Origin of the sequence: Streptomyces sp. CB01881, assembly GCF_002953255.1 — a bacterium.
Taxonomy (GTDB): Bacteria; Actinomycetota; Actinomycetes; order Streptomycetales; family Streptomycetaceae; genus Kitasatospora.
On the sequence record NZ_CP026498.1, the window covers coordinates 2,099,197 to 2,116,417 of the forward strand.

Sequence of the window (17,221 nt, forward strand, 5' to 3'; positions counted from 1 at the left end):
CCCCTGGGCCGGCCTGGGCCACCGCCCGCAGCGACCTGTTCCTGCGCGCCCTGGACCTGCACCGCGCACTCGTCGCCGGGGCCGCGAAGAAGGTCCGCGGCAACCTCCAGGTACTGATGGAACTGATGGCCGGCACCAGCGGTCCCGTCCCCGACGAGCAGGTCCAACAGGCCTGGCAGACCCTGTTCCTGGTGGTCCCGGTGATCTCCTCCACCTTCTCGTCGATCGGCAGCATGTTCGCCCGGCTCGACCGCGAGTCGATCGGCTGGGTGCTGGTCGACGAGGCCGGGCAGGCCGCACCACAGGCCGCCGTGGGCGCACTGTGGCGGGCACGCCGGGCGGTCCTGGTCGGGGACCCGCTGCAACTCACGCCCGTGATCACGATGCCGACGGCCCTCCAACGGCGACTGCTGGAGGCGTACGGCGTCCACGAGGAGTGGCTGCCGTCCGGCACCTCGGCGCAGGCGGTCGCCGACCGGGTGAACTGCTGGGGCACCTACCTGCCCGCCCCCACCGGTGACGCCGACGACGAACAGGTGTGGGTGGGCTCGCCCCTGCGCGTCCACCGCCGGTGCGAGGAGCCCATGTTCACCGTCAGCAACCGCGTCGCCTACGACGGCCTGATGGTCTACGGCACCGCCTCGAAGCCGTTCCCCGACGAGGAGCACCCGGGGCTCCTGCCCAGCCGCTGGTTCGACACCGAGGACCCGGAACGCAGGGCCGGCGCCGCCTGGAGCCCGCGCGACGGGCGGGCCTTCGAATTCGTCCTCAACCAGCTCGAACTGCACGGCGTGGGCATCGAACGGCTCCGCGTCATCGCACCGTTCCGGGAGCTGGTCAAGGAGTGCAAGCGGGTCTGCGGCGGTCGCGAGGGCTGGACCAGGGACCTCCTGGAGGAGCGGTGCGCCACCGTCCACAAGGCCCAGGGCAAGGAGGCGGACGCGGTGATCCTCGTCCTCGGCGGCGGCTCGCCGGGCGCCCGCCACTGGGCGGCCGGGACCCCGAACCTGCTGAACGTCGCCGCCAGCCGCGCCAAGCGCCGCCTCTACGTGGTCGGCGAGCGCCGGCTCTGGGCTCCGGAGCTCCACTTCGACGTCCTGGCCGAAGAGTTGGAGGTCTTCGACCACCGCCGGGACCGGTGACCCGCGGCCCGCGCCACTACGGCACCGAGACGCGCAGGATGCGGTCGTCGCCGGGGCGGGGATCCCCGGCGCCGTCGGTGTTGCTGGTGACCAGCAGCAGGGTGCCGTCACGGTCCGCGACGACGGTGCGCAGGCGGCCGTAGGCGCCGGTGAGGAACTCCTGCGGCGCGGCGGCGGGACGGTCGCCGTCGAGCGGGACGCGCCACAGCCGGGTGCCGCGCAGGGCGGCCATCCAGACGGCGCCGTCGGCGTAGGCGATGCCGCTCGGCGACGCCTCCGAGGGGCGCCACTGGACGACCGGGTCGGTGAACTCGGGGCGGTTGCCGATGCCCTCCACCACGGGCCAGCCGTAGTTGGCGCCGGGCCGGATCAGGTTCAGCTCGTCCCAGTTGTCCTGGCCGAACTCGGAGGCCCAGAGCCGGCCCTGGGGGTCCCAGGCGAGCCCCTGGACGTTGCGGTGGCCGTAGGAGTAGACGGGCGAGCCCGGAAAGGGATTGCCGGGAGCCGGGGTGCCGTCGGGGGACAGCCGGAGGATCTTGCCGCCCAGCGAGCCCTTGTCCTGGGAGAGAGCGGGGTTGCTGCTGTCGCCGGTGCCCGCGTAGAGCAGGCCGTCCGGGCCGAACGCGATCCGGCCGCCGTTGTGCCGATGGCCCCGCGGGATGCCCGTCAACAGAACGGCAGGGTCGCCCAGTTGCCGGGTGGCGGGTTGGGCGGGGTCGTACGTGAGGCGGACGATGCGGTTGTCGGCCTCGGTGCTGAGGTAGGCGTAGACCAGGTGGTCGGTGGGGTAGCCGGGCGACAGGGCGAGGCCGAGCAGGCCGCCCTCGCCGCCCGCCACCACGCCGGGCACGGTGCCGGCCTCCGTCCGGGTGCCGTCCTTCGCGGAGACGCGGAGGATCCGCCCGCTGTCCCGCTCGGAGACGAGGAGGTCCCCGTCGGGCAGCACCACCAGGCCCCACGGCGATTGCAGGCCGTCGGTGACGGTCGCCCGGACCACCGGGGCCGAGGCGGGGACCGACCCGGCGGGGAGCGGTGAGGAGCCGAAGGTGGCGAGGTTCGAGGGCACCCCCGTGGGGCCGGTGACGGAGGAACAGCCCACGGCCGCGACCGGCCCGAGCAGCAGGGCGAGCGACACGGCGGCGGAACGACGGAACACCGGTGGGCCTCCCGGAGCGCGGCGGGTGCGGATGCGGCGCCCCCAGCAGACCACACGCACCCGCCGGCCGGACCGCAACCCGCCGGACGGCGGCCAGGCGGACGACGGCACGGCGGACGACGGCACGGCGGACGACCCGTGACCGTTTTCAGCCCGCGGCCGCCCGCATCCCCTGCGCCGTCCCCACGCCAGCCCCCGCCCCCGCCCGCGTTCCCGCCCGCGGCACGATCACGGGCGCGCCGTCCCCGGGTGCCGCCAGCACGTCGCTGTCGATGTCGTACAGCGCCCGCACCAGCGGCGCGTCCACCACCTCGCGCGGCGCCCCGCAGGCCACCACCTTGCCGTCGCGCAGCGCGACGACGACGTCCGCGTACCGGGCCGCCGCCGCGAGGTCGTGCAGCACCATGACGACGGTGCGCCCGCCCGCCGCCACCGTGCGGACCAGCTCCAGCACCTCGACCGCGTGCCCGAGGTCGAGCGCACTGGTGGGCTCGTCCAGCAGGACGACGGGTGTGTCCTGCGCCAACACCATGGCCAGCCAGCAGCGTTGGCGCTGGCCGCCGGAGAGGCGGTCCAGCCTGCGGTCGGCGAAGGCTTCGACCCCGGTGGCCCGCAGCGCCTCGGCGGTGAGCCGCTCGTCGTCCGCCGACCACTGGCGGAAGAGGCCCTGGTGCGGGTGGCGTCCGTAGCGGACGAGCCCGGCCACGGTGACCGCCTCGGGCGCCTGAGGACTCTGCGGGAGCAGCGCCACCCGGTGCGCGGCCTGCCGGGGGCGCAGCCGCCAGACGTCCTCCCCGCCGACCAGCACCCGTCCGGCGTCGGGCCGGTGGAGCCGGGCGACGGAGCGCAGCAGGGTGGACTTGCCGCAGCCGTTCGGGCCGACGATCGCCACCACCTGCCCGGCGGGCAGGGTGAGGTCGACGCCGCTCAGCACCGGACGCCCGGGGCCGTAGCCGGCCGTGAGGCCCTCGACCGTCAACTCCATGGAGCGCTCCTTCGGTTGGATCGGACATCGGTTGCCGGGACGGCGGGTTCCGGACGGCGGGTTCCGGACGAGCGGACAGGACGCCCCGGAGACGGACACCCCCGGCAGGGCGCCGGACGCCGGACGCCGGGCGTCGCCCCGCCTCAGGACTTGGCGCCGAGCGCCTTGCCGATGTCGCCGATGACCACGTCGGCGGCGAGCGGACCGCCGCGGGTGGACCAGACCGAGCCGTCCACGGTGACGGTGTGGTTGTTCTTCACCGCGCCCAGCTCCTGGTAGGCGGGCTTCGACTGGACGTCCTTCAGCGCAGCCTTGCCGTCGTCGGTGAGGGTGGAGAGGAACAGCCAGTCGCCGTCGATCTCGTTGATCTTCTCCAGGCTGAGCGCCGGGGTGTGCGCGTTGCCGTCCTTGTCCTGGGCCTTCGGGCGGGTCAGGCCCATGTCGAGGGCGACACCGCTGGCGAACTGCTTCTTCTCCATCCAGCTCGGCCCGGTCGGGTTCCAGCGGACGATGGAGACGGCGGCGCCCTTGTTCGCGCCCAGCTCGCCACCGGCCTTGGCGGCCTTGGCGTCGTAGTCGGCGATGACCTTGTTGGCCTGGTCCAGCTTGTTGACGGCGTTTCCGATGCCGCGGAAGGAGAGCTTCCACTCGTCGGTCGGGGCCATGGTGACCAGCGTCGCCGGGGTGATCTCGCGCAGCTGCTTGAGCATCTGCTCGTCCTGCATGTCCCCGGCCAGGATCAGGTCGGGCTTGGCGGCGATCACCTTGTCCATGACGGGCTGGAGCAGGTTGCCGACGACCGGGACGCCCTGGACCTTGTCCTTGAGGTAGGCGGGCGGCTCGTTGAGGCCCTGGCCGTTGGTGATGCCGACCGGCTTGACGCCGAGGGCGAGCACCGCGTCCAGGTCCTCCTGGGTGAGGGTGACGATCCGCTTGGGCTCGGCGGGAATCTCAACGGCCTTGCCGGTGGCGTCCTTGACGGTCCGCTTGCCGCCGTTGCCGCCGCCGGCCGCGTCCGCGGCAGGGGTGCCGGAGGCGGACGCCCCGCCCTTGTCGGAGGAGCCCTTGTCGGAGGAGCCGGACGAGCCGCAGCCGGTGAGCAGGAGCGCGGCCGCGCCGGTGGCGGCCAGCGCCTGGACCGCCCGGTGGCGGGCGAGGTGGTGCGGGCTCTGGGCGGTCGACATGTGTGCCTCCGGGCAACGGTGTTGCAGACGGCGGTAAGGGCAGGGCCGTCAAAGCGGTCGGTCGGGATGGGCGTGAAGACGGGTGTGGCGGTGAAGACGGGTGTGGCGGTGAAGACGGGTCCGACTGAGGGTCGTTGTGGACGGCGGGCCCGGGCCCCGGCGGTGCGGCGCAGGCCCGGGCGGCCATCGAGCCGCAACGACCATTAGGTTAGCCTTACCTTATGACATTGTCGCAAGTGGGTGCCTCCGAGCAGGCCCGCACCGGCCCCGCCGCCGAGGCCCCGCCGCCGCCCGCACCGGTCCGCCGCACCACCTGGCTCACCGTCGGCGGCATCGTCGCGGCCCTGCTCGCGCTCACCGCGCTCTCGCTCTCCGTCGGCGCCGGCGAGGTCGGGCCGGCGCGGGTGCTCGACTACCTGCTCGACCGCGGCGGCGCCCGCAGCGACGGCCGGCTCGCCCTGGTCGTGGGCGACCTGCGCCTGCCCCGCACCCTCACCGCGCTCCTGGTCGGTGCCGCGCTCGGGGTGGCCGGGGCCCAACTCCAGTGCGTCACCCGCAACCCGCTCGCCGAGACGGGCCTGCTCGGGGTCAACGCGGGGGCCTCGCTCGGCGTGGTCGTCGGCATCGCCGTGCTCGGCGTGCAGACCTCCTACGGCTACCTCGCCTTCGCCTTCGGCGGCGCCGTGCTCGCCAGCGCCCTCGTCCTACTGATCGCCGGCAGCCGGGGCGGCGGTTCGCCGATGCGGCTGGTGCTCGGCGGTTCGGCCGTCGGCGCCACCTTCGGCGGCCTCACCGGCGTCCTGATCGTCAACTCCCCCGAGGCGTACGACCGGTACCGGGTCTGGGTGCTCGGCTCGCTGGCCGGGGTCGAGGGCTGGACGACGCTGCGCCAGCTCGCCCCCGTGCTCGGCGCGGGCTTCCTGGTCGCCGCGTTCACCACCCGCCCGCTCGCCGCACTGGCGCTCGGCGACGACCTGGCCCGCGGCCTCGGCCACCGCCCCGGCGCGACGCGGGCGGCGGTCGCCACGGCCGTCACCCTGCTCACCGCCTCGGCGGTGGCGCTGGCCGGCCCGATCTCCTTCCTCGGCCTGCTGGCCGGTTTCCTCGCCCGCGCGGTCGCCGGCCCCCGGGTCGGGCGGCTCACCCTGCTCGCCGGCCTGGTCGGCGCAGCGGTGCTGACCGGCGCGGACGTCCTCGCCCGCGTGGTGGCCCGGCCGTTCGAGGCGCCGGTCTCGGTGATCGTCGCCCTGGTCGGCGCACCCACGCTGATCGCCATCGTCCGCTCCCGGAAGATGGCCGCGCTCGGCATGACCGACACCGAGCCGACCGGGTCCTCCTCCGCGCAGGGGGAGGCCAAGGCCCCCGGGCCCGACCTGGTCCTGCGGCGCGGCGCGCTCTCCCTGCTGCTCCCCCGCCGGTCCGCGCTGGCCGTGCTCGGCCTGGCCGCCGCCCTGCTCGCCGCCGTGGTGGTCTCCGCGCACGCCGGGCAGAGCGAACTCGGCCTGGGCCGCACCTTCCAGGCCGTCTTCGGCTACGGCGACCGGCTCGACGTGCTGCTGGTGCAGAAGTTCCGCCTCGGCCGGATCGTCGCGGGCCTGGCCGCCGGCGCCGCGCTCGGCCTGGCCGGCTGCCTCACCCAGACGCTCGCCCGCAACCGGCTCGCCACCCCCGAACTGCTCGGCGTCAACGACGGCGCCACGGCCGCCGTCCTGTTCTCCGTCACCGCCTCGGGCACGTTCGGCGCCTGGTGGGCCGGGCCGCTCGGTGCGCTGGCGGCGGTCCTGGTGGTCACGTTCGTCTCCGGCGGCCTCGGCGCACGCGGGTACCGGGTCCTGGTCGTCGGCCTGGCCATGTCGGCGCTCGCCTCGGCACTCATCCAGGTCGCGATGGCCCGCCGCTCCCTCAACTCGGCGGGCTCGCTGCTCGTCTGGACCTCCGGCTCGCTCAACGGACGCGACTACGCGGTGGCCACGCCGGTACTGGTCGGGCTCGCGCTGCTGGTGCCGTTGGCGCTGGTCGTCGCCCGCCGGCTGGCGGTGCTGCGGTTCGACGACAACGTGGCGTCCTCGCTGGGCGTCGACCCGGCCAGGGTCCGCCTCACCTGCCTGCTGCTGGCCGTCGCGCTGGCCGGGCTCGCCGTCGGGGTCTGCGGACCGGTCGGTTTCGTGGCGCTCGCCGCCCCGGTGATCGCCGGCCGCCTCGCCGGGCCCGCGCGGGTGCCGGTGCTCGGCTCGGCGCTGGTCGGCGCGGTGCTGGTCGTGCTCGCCGACACGCTCGGCCGGGTGCTGATCGGCGGCGTCGAGATCCCGGTCGGCATCGTCACCACCGTCCTCGGCGGCCCCTTCCTGCTCTGGGTCCTGCTCGGCCGCAAGGGCAACCCCGCCTAGATCTTCGAGGAGTCATCGACATGCAGAGTGAACTCGGCTCGCCCCAGGACGGGTTCTGGGAGCGAGTGGCAGCGGAGGGTGCGCCGCTGGTCGAGCCCGACCCGGACGACCCGGCCTACCGGCTGGTCACCTTCGTCCACCGGGACGACCCGGACGAGCCGTGCGACGGCGTGCTCGCACTGGTGCACACCGTGACCGACAAGGACCGGCACGCGGGCGACCTCACCCCGCACTTGATGGAGCGTCAACCCGGAGGCTGGTCGCTCACCTACCGGCTGCGCGCCGACCACCGGGCCTCGTACCAGCTGTACCCCGTCCACGGGAGCGCCCCCGGCACGGCGCGCTCCGACTGGCTCCAGGTCCTGGACGGGGCCCGGCCCGACCCGCTCGCCCACGGCCCGCGGCTGCCCGCCCGTGACGGCCGGCACCCGTCCTCCGTCCTCGCGCTTCCGGGCGCACCGGCGCAGCCGTACGCCGAGCGGCGCGACGGCGTACCGCGCGGACGGACGGTGGCGGCGGAGGTCGACGGCCGACGGGTGGACGTCCGCCTTCCCGCCGGGCACCGCGCGGACGGCGGACCGTACCCGGTGCTCGTCCTGCTGGACGGGGAGATGTGGGGCGAGGTGCTGTCCGTCGGCGACACCCTGGACAACCTCGTGGCGGACGGGGCTGTCCCGCCGGCCGTCACCCTGCTCGTCCACACCATGGGCCCGGGCCGCCCGGACGACCTGAGCTGCAATCCCGGCTTCGTGGACTTCCTCGCCGACCGGCTGCTGCCCTGGGCCGCCGCGGAGTACGGAACGGCACTCACGCCCGACCGCACGGTGATCGCCGGCCAGAGCGCCGGCGGGCTGACGGCCGCGTTCGCCGCGTTCCGGCAACCGGAGCGGTTCGGCGGCGCACTGTCGCAGTCGGGCTCGTTCTGGTGGCCGGACGGCACGGAGTTCGACGCCGGGAGCGAATGGCTGACCCGCCAGTTCGCGGCCGGGGAGCGGCGGGCGGCACGGTTCTACCTGGAGGTCGGGCTCCAGGAGTGGATGCTGCTCCCGCAGAACCGCCACCTGCGGGACGTACTGGTCGCGCGCGGCTACGACGTCGAGTACCGCGAGTTCAACGGCGGCCACGACTACGCCTGTTGGCGCGGCGGCCTGGCGGACGGCCTGGCCCACCTGCTGGGCTCGCCCCGGGGCGGGGTCCGGGCCGACCCGCAGACCGGCCGGGCCGGCGCCGCGGGAGCCCCTGGAGCCGCGCGGGCGTGAGGACCGGGCCGGCGCGACGCCCGGGGCCCGGCCCCACCGCCACCCCGGCCCCACCACATCGGCCCCGGCCCCGGCCCCGGCACACCAATGGACACGGGCGTGTTGGACGCACGATTCGTGGGCGATCGTCCGTTAGCCTGCGTCGACGAGGTGACGGGTGACGTCACAGCGACGAAAGGACTGATCGTGGCGGAGAACTACACGGATCGGCCGGCGCCGGAGTCCGTGCGCATCATCGACTTCGACGAGGCGAAGGCCGTCCCGGGGATCGTCCCGGGCACCTTCATCCTCGTCGTCAACGGGGTCATGCCCTACCTGAACATGACGGTCCGCCTGTCGCCGCTGGTCTACATCCAGCGGCCGGACTACTGGGGCATCGAGGTCGTCGGCTCGCTGCACGGCGTCGGACTGCCCGCCACCGCGCCGTACACCGTCTCCCTGCCGCTCGACGGCATCCTCGGGGCCAGGGGGATCGAGGTGATCGGGGCGAACAGGACCGAGCGGATCGACCTCCCCTGAGACCCGTGACGGCAGGTCCGGGCCCACCGGCGTCGGCGCACCCCCGAAGACCTCGGGGGGCGCCCGCCCGGGACACCCGGGAGCCGCCCGCGCGAAGCCACCCCAGACCCCCTCGGGGCCGACCGCACGAAGCCGCCCGCCCGGGATCCCCCATTCCGGTGCGGGAGCACGATGAAGCTCAGTACAATGTCACATTGTGACTTACCGTCCGTTCCAACCCTCCACCGACTACCCGCCGCTGGCCGAACTGCTGTCCGCCACCGGGGCGAGGCCGGTCACACCCGAGGAACTCCGCGCCCAGGACGCCCGGCTACCTCCCTCCGGCAGCCTCTTCAGCACGTCCGACGGGCTGCTCACCGGCTACGGGCGGATCCGGCTGGTGACCCCCGGGGCCGACGGGGAGCTCCTCGCCTTCGCCACCGCCTGGCGGGCGCCGTGGACGCCGCCCGGCGATGTGGCCTCGCTGGTCGTCGGCTCGGCCGGCCTGGCGACCGCACGCCTCCTGCCCCTGGCGGACGCGCTGGAGCAGTGGGCCCGCGGTGCGGGTGCGCGCCGGCTGCTCGGGGAACTGCCCGACGACAGGGCGGACCTCCTCCGCCTGCTGGTCGCCCGCGGCCACCGGATCGACGCACACGTCCGCAGCGCCTCGGCCCGGCTGGGCGCGCTGCCGCCCGCCGCGCCGCCGCCGGGAATCCGCTTCGGCACGCTCGCGGCCACCTCGGCCCCCCGGCCGGCCCTCCAGCTGTACCAGCTCTACCGCGAGACGCTCGACGACAACCCGGGGTTCGTCGACGCACTGCCCGACTTCGACCGCTGGTACGCCGAGGTGGTGGCCGGCGACGGGTGCCGCCCGGACTGGGTGTTCACCGCCGAGTTCGCGGGGCGCATCGTCGGCGTCAACGCCGTCCGCGCCACCGACGACCAGCTCACCTGCCACGTCGACTACACCGGCGTCCTGCGCCCCTGGCGGTCCCGCGGACTGGCGCGGGCGCTGAAACTGCACGCCGCCCACCGCCTCGCCGCCCACGGTGTGCGGACGGCGCGCACCGAGGTCGAGGCCGGCAACCTCCCGATGATCGCCGTCAACACGGCCCTCGGCTACCGCTGGGAGACCGGCCACCACCGCCTGGTGAAGGACCTGCCGGGGGCTTGACCAGGGTGCCCCCGGTCCCTGACGAGCCGGCACCCGGCCGACCCGCACCCGCCAACCATCGGCACCGCCGCCGTCACCACCACCAGTACCACCGGTACCCGTGCCGCGGTCACCACGGATGCCCTCCCACCTGCGATGATGACCGCGATTCACCCGGTGGGAGGATCATCACGGCGGCGTCCGGCCGCCGTCGCACGGTCCCGCCTGCGCGGGCGGGGCGAACCGGAACACGGAATCAGGGGCACATCGTGCGGGGGCGGAACGCGGAGCGGGACCGGATCGAGCGGCTGCTCGCGGACGCCCGGCAGGGGACGAGCGGCGTCCTGCTGCTGCACGGCGAGGCCGGGATCGGCAAGACGGCGCTGCTCGACTACGCCGCCGAGCGGGCGGACGGCGTGCGCGTGCTGCGCGTCGAGGGCATCGAGTCGGAGATGGAACTGGCCTACGGCGGCCTCCACCAGCTGTTCCTGCCCGTCATGGAGCTCGTCGACGCCCTGCCGCAGCCACAGGCCGCGGCCGTGCGGGCGGTCTTCGGACAGAGCGGCGACGGCGTGCGCGACCGCTTCACCGTCGGTCTCGCGGTGCTGACCATGCTGTCGGAGGCCGCGGCCGACGGCCCGCTGCTCTGCCTGGTCGACGACGCGCAGTGGCTCGACCAGCCGTCGGTCGACATGCTGACGTTCGCCGCGCGCCGGCTGCGGGCGGAGGGCGTCGTGATGCTCTTCGCGGTGCGCGACGGCGCACCCGGCGCAGCCGTGAAGGGGCTGCCCCGGCTGCTGGTCGAGGCGCTCGACCGCGAGGCCGCCGCCGAGCTGGTGCCGGACCTGCCGCCGTACGTCGCGGACCGGGTCATCGAGGAGGCCCGCGGCAACCCGCTGGCCCTGATCGAGCTGTCGGCCGCGCTCACCCCGGCCCAGCGCGCCGGGCGGCTGGGCCCGCTGGCCCTGCCGGAGACCTCCGCGGGGCTGCCGAGCCGGATCCAGGACGGCTTCCTGGAGCAGATCCGACGGCTTCCCGACGCCACCCAGGCGGTGCTGCTGGTGGCCGCCGCCGACGACACCGGGGACCTCACCGTGGTACTGCGGGCCGCGGAGTCGCTCGGCGCGGCGGTCGAGGAGCTGGAACCCGCGGAGCGCGCGGGGTTCGTGCTCCTGTCCGGCGCCGTGGTGCGGTTCCGTCACCCGCTGGTGCGCTACGCCGCGTACCAGGGCGCCCCGCTCGCCCGGCGCATCGCCGCCCACCGGGCGCTGGCGGACGCCCTCGGCGCCGCCGGCCAGCTGCACCGGCGGGCCTGGCACCTGGCGGCCGCGTCGACGGGCCCGGACGAGACGGTCGCCCAGGAGCTGGAACGGGTGGCGGAGTGGGCCGGGAGCCGGCAGGCGATGGCGTCGGCGTCCGCCGCCTACGAGCGGGCCGCCCGGCTCACCGCCGATCCGCTCCTGCGGGCACGCCGCCTGGTCCGGGCCGCGCAGCGGGCGGCCGACGGCGGACAGGACGAGCGGTGCGAAGCACTGGCCGACCAGGTGCCGCAGCCGCTGGCGGATCCGGTGGTGGCGGCGAGCCTCGCGCGCGCCCGGGCCGTGGTCGAGCTGGGCTACCGCAGGCCGGAGACGGCCGCCCGGACCCTGCTGGACGGCGCGGACCTGCTCGCCGGCGCGGACCCGGCCGGCAGTGCGGACCTGACCGACGGTGCGGACCTGAGCGGCGGCGGCTGCCCGGACATGGTGGCCTCGCTGCTGGCCGACGCCGTCCACGCGGCGTACTCCGCCGGGAACGCCACCCTGATCGGCGAGATCGCCTCCCGCGCCCCGGACCTGCCGGTCCTGGCCGTTCCGGCCCGGCTGTTCGGCGGTGACGTACCGGGTGCGCTCGCCGCGCTCGCCGGGCTGCGCGCGCTCGTGGAAAGCGGGAGCGAGCGCGGAGAGGGGCACGAGCGCGGAGGCGGGAACGAGGACGGGAACGGGAGCGACCCGGCGACCGGCGTCATGGGCCGGCTGATGACCGGGATCTACTGCCAGCTGACCGGCGACCACGCGGCTGCGCGGGAGACTGCCGTGGGGGCGGTCGCCCACTGCCGCGACCAGGGCGTCAGCGGCTGGCTGCCCACCACGCTCCACCTGCTCGCCCGGACGGAACTGGCGCTCGGCCGCCATGACGAGGCGTCCGCGCACGCCGCCGAGGGCCTCCGGCTGGCCGAGTACCACGACCTCGCCCACCGGGCGGCCCATCTGCGTGCCGCCCTGGCGATGCCGGCCGCCGTCCGGGGGCAGGAGGAAGAGGTCCGGGCCCTGGCCGGCGAAGCCCTGGAGTACACGCGACCGCGCGGGGTGGGCCGGGGTACCGCAGACGCCCAGTGGGCGCTGGGCCTGCTCGAACTCGGCCTCGGCCGGGCGGAGGCGGCGCTCGGACCGCTGGAGTCGGCGCGACGCGAGGCCGCCCACCCACTGCTCTGCCTGCCCCTGCTACCGGACCTCGTCGAGGCGGCGGTGCGGGCCGGCCGCCCGGAGCGGGCGGCGGAACCGGCCCGGCTGCTCGGGGAATGGGCCACCGTCCTCGGGCGGCCCGCCCTCTCCGCCCTGGCCCGCCGCTGCCGGGCACTGACCGGCTCCGACCGCGCGGCCGAGGAGCACTTCGTCGCGGCACTGGCCCTGCACGAGGGCGGCAGCGACTACGACCGGGCCCGCACCGCGCTGCTCTACGGCGAGTGGTTGCGCCGCCTGCGGCGCCAGATCGACGCCCGGGACCACCTGCGCGCCGCGCTGGAGGCGTTCGAACGGCTCGGCGCCGGGCCCTGGGCCGATCGCGCCCGGGCGGAGCTGGGCGCCGCGGGCGGGGAGACCGGGCTGACCCTCCGCCATGACGGGCCGATCAGCCTGCTCAGCCCGCAGGAACGCGAGGTCGTCCGGCTGGCGGCGTCCGGTGCGAGCAACCGGGAGATCGCCGCGCAGCTCTTCCTGAGCCCCCGTACGGTGGGGCACCACCTCTACCGCGCGTTCCCCAAGCTGGGCGTCGGCTCCCGTACCGAACTCGCCGCCCTGCTGGCCTCATGAGGCCGGTGCCTGCACCGGCTCCGCGCCCTCCGGCACCGAGTAGATCATCCGGGTCTGGGCGGTCCGGTAGCCGGCCCGGGCGAAGGCGGCGGCCATCGGGGCGTTGTCGGTGTCCGTGGTGGCCGTGATCAGCTCGGCGCCCGCCTCCACCTGCACCCGGGTGATCTCGGCGAGGATGTCGTCCACGTACCCCCGTCCGCGCAGCTCGGGGACGACGCCGAGGTAGCCGACGTTGCGGTTGTACGGCGTCGCCGACGGGAGGGCCAGCCCGGCGACCTGTCCGTCCGGGGTACGGGCCAGGCGCCACCAGGAGCGCTCGCCCGGGCAGCCGAGGTAGAAGTCCACCTCGTCGCGGGCGGCCGCCTCGGCTCCCATGGTCGCCACGTTCCGGCGCGTCTCGCCGTCCAGGCTGCCCACCGCGATCCGCAGGAAGACGTCGAAGAACTCCTCGTCCGTGCCCTCGGTGAAGGTGAGGCGCCCGCTGGAGGCCGGCAGCCCGGCGTCGGGGGTCCACTCCAGGCGCAGCCGTTCCACCTGGTCGGTGAGCCCGGCCGCCAGCGCGGCGTCCTGCCGCCAGGCCAGGGCGGCGGCCACGGCCGGGTCGTCCCGCCAGCCGTTCGGCAGCGTGACGTTGTACAGCGGGAGCCGGGTCGCGCCCTGCTCGGCGAAGGCCCGCAGGCCGGCCGAGACCAGCTCGGCGGCGACCGCGGCGCGGTCGCCGACCGAGGGGTCGACGTGCAGGCAGTCCAGCGCGACCGGGTGCTCGCTGGACGCCCGGCCCCACCAGAGGGCGCGGGCCACGATCCGGCCGCCGCCGTCCTCGGCGATCCAGGTCCACTCGGGCCGGTACATGCCCTCCTTCAGTTCTTCGAGGTAGCGGTCGGCGGCGATCCAGCCGACGGGTTCGTCGACCGTCACGGCGGTGACGCGGTCGAGGTCGGACGCGGTGGTGGAACGGAACTGCATGCGGGTGCTCGTTTCTGGTGCTGCGTACGTGGTGATGGTCGCGCCGGTGTTGAAGACGCGGGAGTCGGTGAGCGTGAACCTCGACGGGAGGAACGGCGCCTCGAAGAGCGGGATGCCGGAGCCGATGACGACCGGGTAGCGCTTGATGACCAGTTCGTCGATCTCCGCCAGCAGCCGGCCGGCGAGGGCCGCCCCGCCGCAGAGCCAGATGCCCGCCCCGTCCTGCCGCTTGAGGTCACGGACGAAGGCCACCGGATCCGCGGAGACGACCTCCACCTCGGGGTCGAGCCGGGCGAGGCTGCGGGAGAGGACGTACTGACGGAGGTGCGGGTAGGGGCTGGTGACACCGGCCGCGAGAGCGGGCTCGTAAGCGGCCCGGCCCATCAGGACCGTGTCGAACCGCTGGTTGGCGACCCCGTCGAGGCCCAGCGGCCCGCGGCCGTGGGCCGGGACGGTCTCGGGGTACTCGGCCAGGAGCGCGGCGGCGAGGTCACCCTCGCAGGGGAAGAAGTCGAACTGCCCGTCCGGGCCGGCGATGAAGCCGTCGAGCGTGGCGCCGACGTAGTAGGTGAGCTGACGCACACGACCTGCTCTCGGTCCGTGAGGTGGGGCGACGTCATTGACGGTAGGCGGGCCGCACCGCGACCGGCATCAGTCGTCGCGACGTAATGTGACCGGTCATCGGCCCGCCCGACCCGGGCCGGCGCGACGGACCGCCCGTCCTAGTCCTGCCAGTGGAACAGCAGGGTCTCGACGGTGAGGGGCTCGCGCCTGCCGAAGTAGTAGACGAAGAGGCCGGCGACCCGGATCGAGCCGGTGGCCGCGTCGATCCAGCGGAAGCCGGCCGATTCGAGGGCCCGGCGGGCCGTGCAGTCGTCGCCGTCGCCGGTGGCGAACCGTCCGAGGGTGCTGATGAACAGCTCTCCGTCGGCGCAGTCGATCACGTGGTAGGTGCCGTCCCCCTGGTGGCTGTGCCGGCCGGCCGGGACCGGGGGTTCCGGTGCGAGGTCCGCCGCGGTCAGCGCGGCCGTTGCCCGCCGGAGCCGCTCGTCCTGCCCTCCTGGTCCGAGGCGGACCGGGGGCTCGGTGCAGAGGGCCTCGATCCGCCACCGTGGATCGCTCTGCCGCTCACAGTCGTGCCCGTACTCGTGCACGATCGCCCGGCGGAGTTCGTCGTCCAGACCGGCGACCTCGACCCGGGGGCGCCCCAGCGACTCGTAGACCGCCCGGGTCTCGGCGGCGTCGCCGGTGAGGCGGTGCAGGGCGTAGGCCGCCCAGAGCTTCGCCTCGGTCGTCGGCGCCTCGCCGAGGTGGCCGCGCAACCGGTCGGCGTCGGTCAGCAGCGACTGGGCGAGGTGCGCGACCGCCCGGTCCGGGTCCGCGAGCGCATCGGTCACGTCCTCGCCGGCGCGGCGGCGCATGCGGACCCGGAAGACGCGGTCCTCGGGCCGGCCGTCACCGAGGCCCGCCATGACCACCGCGGCCCCGTACCGGGCGGTCAACGCGTCCAGCCCGGCTTCGCCGACCTCCCGCCAGCGCGGCCAGGGGCTGGCCGCGAGGGTGGCCAACTCCTCGCTGGCCGTGAGGTCTCCGAGTCTTCCGCGCGCCTTGAGGATCGCCTCGGGCATGCCGAACGAGCGGTCGCGCCGCCGGTCCTCGTGCCACAGCCAGGGCAGGAGGTCCGCCCGGTCCGCGAGGAGGTCCAGGAGCGCGGTGCGGACCCCGGCCACGTCACCGGTGTCCTCGACGCGGGCGAGCAGCTCCGCCTCCCACCGCTGCGGTACCCGCCCGGCCAGCGCGACCGCGCACGCTCTGCGGTGCCACCAGGGGTGCCCGCGGTCCACGACGTACCGCGCGAGTTCGTCCGCGTCGACCTCGCGCAGCCCGGCGATGTCGGCCTGTCCGTTCCCCGTGAGAAGCGTCTCGATGCTTCGCATACGGGGACTGTACTGCGCCGAGGGCCGCCGGGTGAGTACCCCGACGGCCCTGGATACCGGTGAGTCCGGTCCGAACTGTCCTGCGGCACTGATCAGTTCATGGCCGGCGGTGCCGGAGCCGCCTTCGGCAGTCGGGCTGCGACCAGGGCGGCGGCGGCGACCGCGCCCGCCGTGACGAGCAGCGCGGCGCGGTAGGGGCCGGGCTCGGCGGTGTGGGTGCCGTCCTCGGCGAGGGCACCGATCAGGGCGGCGGTGGCGGCGATGCCCAGGGCACCGCCGAGGGTGCGCACGATGGTGAACAGACCCATCGCCCGCCCCATCGCCGGCGGCGGCACATCGGCGAAGCCGGCGATCTGCAGGGTGAGCACGGCGGTGCCGAGGATCAGGCCGACGCCGAACATCAACGCCCTCACCGCCCACACGTTCTCGCCGACGCCCGGGACGGCCAACGCGGCCAGCACCAGCGCGGCGAGGAGCAGCGCGGGAACGGCGAGGCCGCGTGGGCCGATCCGGGGCAGCAGCCGGTCGACCACCTGGGAGGCGGCCATCAGGCCGAGCGCCTCCGGGAAGACGCTCAGCCCGGCGTCCAGCGCCGAGGCGCCGAGGGCGGCCTGGTGGAGCAGCGGGAAGACGAAGAGCGCGCCCATCAGCCCGGCGGAGGTCAGCAGGGCGAGCCAGGTGGCGGCTGCGAAGGTCCGGTCGGCCAGTAGCCGAAGGTCCACCAGCGGTTCTTCGGCACGCAGTTGGTGCCGGACGGCGAGGCCGAGCAGCAGCACCCCGAGCACTCCGCCGCCCGCCACCGCCGGGGAGGACCAGCCGTGCGCCGGGCCGAAGCCGAGTGCGTAGGTGAGCAGGCCGAGGCCGGGGGTGGCGAGCAGGAAGCCCGCGGTGTCGAACCGGCCGGCGGTCTCCGCGCCCTCGTCGCGCAGCCCGGCCAGGGCGGCCAGCACCGCCGCCACCCCGATCGGCACGTTGACCAGGAACAGCCAGTGCCAGGAGAGGTGTTCGGTGAGGAACCCGCCGAGCGGCGGCCCGAGGGCGGGCATCAGCGCGGTCGGCACGATCAGCACCTTGCCCAGCCCGGCGCGCTCGTGCGGTGCGAAGGCGCGGAAGAGCAGCGTCATGCCGACAGGGGTGAGCAGTCCCCCGGCCACGCCCTGCACGGCCCGGGCGGCGGCGAGCGTGCCGAGGCCGGGTGCGGCGGCGCACAGGGCCGAGGCGAGCGTGAACGCGGCCAGCGAACCGAGGAAGACCCGCTTCACCCTGAACCGGTCGCCCAGCCAGCCCGCCACCGGGAGGCCGACGGCGAGGCCGACCAGGAAGGCGGTCTCCACCGCGTTGGCCGCGGAGACCGGCCGGCCGAAGTCCTCGGCGATGGTGAAGAGCGCCGGGTTGACGATGGTCGAGTCCAGGCCGTTCATGCACATCGCGGCCGTGTAGACGAGGACCACCGCGACGCGCCCCGCGAACAGGGGGCGCGCCG

General features: G+C 75.2%; 12 protein-coding genes. 6 read left to right on the top strand and 6 right to left on the bottom strand.

The features are described from left to right. On the top strand, positions 1-1,142 hold a 1,142-nt coding region (locus C2142_RS09165), incomplete at its 5' end, for a DEAD/DEAH box helicase (RefSeq protein WP_194235764.1). A gap of 16 nt (positions 1,143-1,158) precedes the next feature. Here the strand turns inward: C2142_RS09165 and C2142_RS09170 are convergent. From C2142_RS09170 to C2142_RS09180, 3 genes are all read right to left on the bottom strand, one after another. Beyond that, positions 1,159-2,298, bottom strand: coding sequence for a PQQ-dependent sugar dehydrogenase (locus C2142_RS09170; protein WP_148641934.1), 1,140 nt, complete (start codon positions 2,296-2,298; stop codon positions 1,159-1,161). Positions 2,299-2,446: 148 nt separating this feature from the next. Further along, the gene (locus C2142_RS09175; RefSeq protein ID WP_148641935.1) at positions 2,447-3,283 is read right to left on the bottom strand and encodes an ABC transporter ATP-binding protein; all 837 of its coding nucleotides are present in this window, start codon (positions 3,281-3,283) and stop codon (positions 2,447-2,449) included. Positions 3,284-3,426: 143 nt separating this feature from the next. Next, positions 3,427-4,467 carry an ABC transporter substrate-binding protein gene (locus tag C2142_RS09180; protein WP_148641936.1) on the bottom strand — a complete coding sequence of 347 codons (1,041 nt, stop codon included), beginning with the start codon at positions 4,465-4,467 and terminating at the stop codon, positions 3,427-3,429. A gap of 221 nt (positions 4,468-4,688) precedes the next feature. On the opposite strand from C2142_RS09180, the gene fhuB reads away from it, so the two are divergent. The 5 genes from fhuB to C2142_RS09205 all read left to right on the top strand — a co-directional run bounded on the left by fhuB (position 4,689) and on the right by C2142_RS09205 (position 12,835). Continuing rightward, positions 4,689-6,854: a Fe(3+)-hydroxamate ABC transporter permease FhuB gene (gene fhuB / locus C2142_RS09185; protein WP_148641937.1), complete on the top strand. Its 2,166-nt coding sequence runs from the start codon at positions 4,689-4,691 to the stop codon at positions 6,852-6,854. A 20-nt stretch (positions 6,855-6,874) separates the two neighbouring features. Further along, positions 6,875-8,113, top strand: a complete 1,239-nt coding sequence (fes, locus tag C2142_RS09190; RefSeq protein WP_148641938.1) for an enterochelin esterase — start codon at positions 6,875-6,877, stop codon at positions 8,111-8,113. Positions 8,114-8,299: 186 nt separating this feature from the next. After that, on the top strand, positions 8,300-8,632 hold the full coding sequence (locus C2142_RS09195) for a hypothetical protein (protein WP_148641939.1): 333 nt from the start codon (positions 8,300-8,302) through the stop codon (positions 8,630-8,632). Between the two features lie 196 nt (positions 8,633-8,828). After that, positions 8,829-9,785 carry a GNAT family N-acetyltransferase gene (locus C2142_RS09200; protein WP_162002429.1) on the top strand — a complete coding sequence of 319 codons (957 nt, stop codon included), beginning with the start codon at positions 8,829-8,831 and terminating at the stop codon, positions 9,783-9,785. Between the two features lie 248 nt (positions 9,786-10,033). Continuing rightward, positions 10,034-12,835, top strand: a complete 2,802-nt coding sequence (locus C2142_RS09205) for a LuxR family transcriptional regulator (RefSeq protein ID WP_206670946.1) — start codon at positions 10,034-10,036, stop codon at positions 12,833-12,835. Here C2142_RS09205 and C2142_RS41960 read toward each other — a convergent pair. The 3 genes from C2142_RS41960 to C2142_RS09225 all read right to left on the bottom strand — a co-directional run bounded on the left by C2142_RS41960 (position 12,830) and on the right by C2142_RS09225 (position 17,210). After that, positions 12,830-14,383 carry a dihydrofolate reductase family protein gene (locus C2142_RS41960; protein ID WP_346766371.1) on the bottom strand — a complete coding sequence of 518 codons (1,554 nt, stop codon included), beginning with the start codon at positions 14,381-14,383 and terminating at the stop codon, positions 12,830-12,832. The genes C2142_RS09205 and C2142_RS41960 overlap by 6 nt on opposite strands. Positions 14,384-14,523: 140 nt before the next feature. Next, positions 14,524-15,738, bottom strand: coding sequence for a hypothetical protein (locus tag C2142_RS09220; RefSeq protein WP_148641941.1), 1,215 nt, complete (start codon positions 15,736-15,738; stop codon positions 14,524-14,526). A 92-nt stretch (positions 15,739-15,830) separates the two neighbouring features. Then, on the bottom strand, positions 15,831-17,210 hold the full coding sequence (locus C2142_RS09225; protein ID WP_241003154.1) for a DHA2 family efflux MFS transporter permease subunit: 1,380 nt from the start codon (positions 17,208-17,210) through the stop codon (positions 15,831-15,833). Positions 17,211-17,221: the final 11 nt, after the last annotated feature.